The organism is Intrasporangium chromatireducens Q5-1 (assembly GCF_000576575.1).
Taxonomy (GTDB): Bacteria; Actinomycetota; Actinomycetes; order Actinomycetales; family Dermatophilaceae; genus Intrasporangium_A; species Intrasporangium_A chromatireducens.
Genome location: NZ_AWQS01000270.1, coordinates 1 through 4,730 on the forward strand (window position 1 = coordinate 1; position 4,730 = coordinate 4,730).

A 4,730-nucleotide genomic window follows, 5' to 3' on the forward strand; every position below is an offset into this window, starting at 1 on the left:
ACGAAAGGCCACGAACCGACGAGGGGCCACTGAATGAGTGAGTGGGGGCTCACTCCGGGGAGGGGCAAAAGGGCCGGTGACGTGCAGGGTTGTGAGTGAGTGCTCACTCATTCATGCTGGTGGGCATGGCAGCGAAGCAGGGGCGGGCGGCGCCGATGCCGCCGGACGAACGGCGGGAAGCCCTCGTCGACGTGTATGTCCGGCTGGCCCGCCGGTTCGGTCGTCGTCCGACGACGAGCGAGATCGCCGCCGAGGCGCACGTCGCCGAGGGCACCATCTATCGCGCGTTCGGCACCAAGGACGAGCTCGAGACCGAGGCGGTGGAGGCGGCGTTCTGCCCGGGGCCGGTGGGTCGGCGGATCGCCGCGATCGACGTGGCCCTGGAGCCGCGGCGGCGGCTCGTCGAGTTCACCCGGATCATGCAGCAGCGCTTCACGGACGTGTTCGGCCTGATGGCCGCGCTCGGGCTGACGCAGCCGCCGCAGCGGAACGGGCACGACGAGTGCTACGTGGCGGGGCGCCACCAGACCGGCGCGTCCGGCTCGTGCACCCTGCGACCGATCCACCAGCCGCTGCTCGACTCGATCAAGGTGCTCATCGAGGAGATGCGCGACGAGCTGACGGTCGAGCCGGACGAGGTGATCCACCGGCTGCGGCTGCTCACCTTCTCCGGGAGTCACCCCGGGATCACGGACGGACGGCTGCTCACGGCCGAGGAGATCGTCTCGACCGTTCTCGACGGGGTGCTCGTGCGGGACGGCTCCGCGCGGAGCGGCTCGTCGCCGAGCCACCGAAATCCCGTTGACCCTCACGCGGGGTCAGCCCCTACCGTCGCCGAGAAGACTTTGTCCACCACACTTCGAAAGGCTCGCTGATGCTGCTGCGTCTGCTGCGCAGTCACCTGCGCCCCTACACGGGTGAGATCACGCTCATCGTGGTGCTCCAGCTCATCGGCACGATGGCGTCGCTCTACCTGCCCAGCCTGAACGGCGAGATCATCGACAAGGGCGTGGCGCGGGGCGACACCGGCTTCATCATGAGCCACGGCGCCCTCATGCTCGCGGTGAGCTGCGTGCAGATCCTCGCCGCGGCCGGAGCCACCTACCTCGCCGCGCGCACCGCGATGGGCTTCGGCCGGGACGTGCGCTCCTCGGTCTTCCACACGGTCGGGGAGTTCTCCGCCCAGGAGGTCTCGCGGTTCGGGCCGCCGACGCTCATCTCGCGCAACACCAACGACGTGACGCAGGTCCAGATGGTCCTCTTCATGGCGTTCGCGATGCTCGTCTCCGCGCCGATCATGATGGTCGGCGGCGTCATCATGGCCCTTCGTGAGGACGTCGGCCTGTCCTGGCTCGTCGCCGTCGCCGTGCCCTTGCTCGGTGCCGTCGTCGGCCTGGTCATCTCGCGGATGGTGCCGCAGTTCCAGCGCATGCAGACCTCGCTCGACGGCGTCAACCGGGTGATGCGCGAGCAGATCACCGGGATCCGGGTTGTTCGGGCGTTCGTCCGCGAGCGGCACGAGGAGCAGCGCTTCGCCGGAGCGAACGGCGACCTCACCGATGCGGCGCTGCACGTCGGGCGACTCATGGCGCTCATCTTCCCGATCGTCATGTTCATCTTCAACGCCTCGAGCGTCGCCGTCATGTGGTTCGGTGGGCACCGAATCGCGAGCGGTGACATGGAGATCGGGCAGCTCATCGCGTTCCTGTCCTACCTCATCCAGATCCTCATGTCGGTGATGATGGCGACCTTCATGTCGACGATGATCCCCCGCGCCTCCGTCTCCGCAGGCCGCATCCAGGAGGTCCTCGGCACCCACTCGACCGTCATCGAGGCCGCCGACCCGGTCGAGATCCCGGAAGGGCCCGCGACCATCGAGTTCGACGGCGTCGACTTCCACTACCCCGGGGCGGAGGTCTCGGTGCTCCACGACATCTCGTTCGCCGCCCTCCCCGGCCGCACCACGGCCATCATCGGCTCGACCGGATCCGGCAAGACGACCCTGCTCGGCCTCGTGCCGCGCCTCTTCGACGTCTCGACCGGGGTGCTGCGGATCAACGGGGTCGACGTGCGCGACGCGTCGCTCGAGGACCTCTGGTCGCACATCGGCCTCATCCCGCAGAAGCCCTACCTCTTCACCGGCACCGTCGCCTCGAACCTGCGCTACGGCAACCCCGATGCGACGGACGACGAGCTGTGGGAGGCGCTGCGGATCGCCCAGGCAGCCGACTTCGTCAGCGAGATGGAGGGCGGCCTCGAGGCGACCATCGCACAGGGCGGCACCAACGTCTCGGGCGGACAGCGGCAACGGCTCGCCATCGCCCGGGCCATCGTCAAGCGTCCGGAGATCTACCTCTTCGACGACTCGTTCTCGGCGCTCGACCTGTCGACGGACGCCCGGCTGCGGTCAGCGCTGCGGCCGTGGACGGCGAGCTCGACCGTCGTCATCGTTGCCCAGCGCGTCTCCACGATCGTCGACGCAGACCACATCATCGTCCTCGACGACGGCCGCATCGTGGGCCAGGGCACCCACGACGACCTCCTCACCACGTGTGAGACCTACCAACAGATCGTCGAGTCCCAGCAAGGCGCGGAGGAGGCAGCCTGATGGCCGAAGGTGTCAAGACCGCAGAGGAAAAGGCTGCCGAGGCCCGGCGTGGACCGGCGCGCCGGGGCGGTCCGCCGCACATGACGATGGGCCAGCCCGCCGAGAAGGCGCTCAACTTCGGCCCGTCCGCGAAGCGACTCCTGGGGCTGCTGCGCCCGCATCGGGCCGCGGTCATCGTCGTCGTCGCACTCACCGTCGCCAGCGTCGTGCTGGCGGCGATCGGACCGAAGATTCTGGCCCGCGCCACCGACCTGATCTTCGCCGGAGCGCTCGGCGCCCGGCTCCCGGCCGGGCTCACGAAGGACCAGGTGGTCCAGGGCCTGCGCGCCCGGGGGCAGGACCAGTTCGCCGACCTGCTGACCGGGGTCGACCTCGTGCCTGGACGGGGCATCGACTTCGAGGCGGTGGGCCGGGTGCTGCTCCTCGTCATCTCGCTCTACGTCGCAGCGTCCCTCATCATGTGGTTCTCGGGCTGGCTGCTCCAGGGCGTCCTCGCCCGGACCATGTACCGGCTCCGCCAGGACGTCGAGGCGAAGATCAACCGGCTCCCGCTGCCGTACTTCGACAGGCAGCCCCGCGGCGAGCTGCTCTCGCGCGTCACGAACGACATCGACAACATCTCGATGTCGTTGCAGCAGACCCTGACCCAGCTGCTCAACTCGCTGCTGACCGTGCTCGCCGTCCTCGGCATGATGTTCTGGATCTCCTGGCTCCTCGCGCTCATCGCGGTCGTGACCATTCCGATCTCGGTCGTCGTCACGGCGGTGATCGCGAAGCGGAGCCAGAAGCTGTTCGTCCAGCAGTGGCGCAACACGGGCGAGCTGAACGGCATCGTCGAGGAGACCTTCACCGGCCACGGCCTGGTCAAGGTCTTCGGACGCCAGAAGGAGTCGCAGGCCGCGTTCGACACGAAGAACGAGGAGCTGTTCAAGGCCAGCTTCGGCGCCCAGTTCATCAGCGGGCTGATCATGCCGACGATGATGTTCGTCGGCAACCTCAACTACGTCGTCGTGGCCGTCGTCGGTGGCCTCAAGGTCGCGAGCGGCACGATCAGCCTCGGTGACGTGCAGGCCTTCATCCAGTACTCGCGCCAGTTCACCCAACCGGTGACCCAGGTCGCCTCCATGGCGAACGTCCTCCAGTCGGGGGTCGCCTCCGCGGAGCGGGTCTTCGAGGTGCTCGACGCCGAGGAGCAGCAGGCGGAGTCGGTGACCCCCGTCGTCATCGAGGACCCGCGCGGTGCCGTGGCCTTCGAGGACGTCGACTTCTCCTACAGCCCCGACAAGCCCCTCATCGAGGACCTCGACCTGTCGGTCCACCCCGGCCAGACGGTCGCGATCGTCGGTCCCACGGGTGCGGGCAAGACGACGCTCGTCAACCTCATCATGCGGTTCTACGAGCTCGACGGCGGCCGGATCACCTTGGACGGCATCGACATCCGCGACATGACGAGGCACGGGCTGCGCTCGCGGATCGGCATGGTGCTGCAGGACACCTGGCTGTTCGCGGGCACGATCCGCGACAACATCGCCTACGGTCGCCCGGGCGCGACCGACGAGGAAGTGATGGCGGCCGCCAAGGCGACCTACGTCGACCGCTTCGTCCACTCGCTGCCCGACGGCTACGACACGATGCTCGACGACGAGGGCTCGAACATCTCCGCCGGCGAGAAGCAGCTGCTGACGATCGCGCGGGCCTTCCTGTCCGACCCCGCCCTGCTCATCCTCGACGAGGCGACGAGCTCGGTCGACACCCGCACCGAGCTGCTCGTCCAGCAGGCGATGGCGGCGCTGCGCAGTGACCGGACGAGCTTCGTCATCGCGCACCGGCTGTCCACGATCCGCGACGCGGACCTGATCCTCGTCATGGAGCACGGCCGGATCGTCGAGCAGGGCACGCACCATGAGCTGCTCGAGCGGGAGGGCGCTTACGCGAGGTTGTATGCCGCTCAGTTCTCGGGTGCGGCGGCTGACCTTGACGAGCTGGTCGGGTCACCCACCGCAACCGGGGCACCGGTGGGCGCGGGGGCCGGCAGACCCGGGATGTCGGGTGGGCCCGAACCCGAGGGCGTCGCCCCCGAGGAGTCGTCCCAGACCTGAGCTCGCCGGTGGCCTTTCGTCGG

At 68.6% G+C, this 4,730-nt stretch carries 3 protein-coding genes; all 3 read left to right on the forward strand.

Annotation, left to right across the window (positions count from 1 at the left end; all coding sequences use genetic code 11):
* The first annotated feature begins 125 nt into the window (after positions 1-125).
* Genes N864_RS23810 through N864_RS19310 form a run of 3 tightly spaced genes read left to right on the forward strand, consistent with a single transcriptional unit; the run spans position 126 to position 4,707 of the window.
* The gene (locus N864_RS23810) at positions 126-875 is read left to right on the forward strand and encodes a TetR/AcrR family transcriptional regulator (protein WP_240474409.1); all 750 of its coding nucleotides are present in this window, start codon (positions 126-128) and stop codon (positions 873-875) included.
* Complete coding sequence (locus N864_RS19305) at positions 875-2,608, forward strand: ABC transporter ATP-binding protein (protein ID WP_034721104.1); 1,734 nt, start codon at positions 875-877, stop codon at positions 2,606-2,608. The genes N864_RS23810 and N864_RS19305 overlap by 1 nt, the downstream gene beginning before the upstream one ends.
* Positions 2,608-4,707 (forward strand): ABC transporter ATP-binding protein, encoded by a 2,100-nt coding sequence (locus tag N864_RS19310; protein ID WP_034721106.1) that lies wholly within the window; start codon positions 2,608-2,610, stop codon positions 4,705-4,707. Before N864_RS19305 ends, N864_RS19310 begins: the two co-directional genes overlap by 1 nt.
* Positions 4,708-4,730: the final 23 nt, after the last annotated feature.

Bases quoted from the DNA above. Each gene is read 5' to 3' on its own strand.
- N864_RS19310 (WP_034721106.1), top strand. From the start codon at position 2,608: ATGGCCGAAGGTGTCAAGACCGCAGAGGAAAAGGCTGCCGAGGCCCGG.
- N864_RS19305 (WP_034721104.1), top strand. From the start codon at position 875: ATGCTGCTGCGTCTGCTGCGCAGTCACCTGCGCCCCTACACGGGTGAG.
- N864_RS23810 (WP_240474409.1), top strand. From the start codon at position 126: ATGGCAGCGAAGCAGGGGCGGGCGGCGCCGATGCCGCCGGACGAACGG.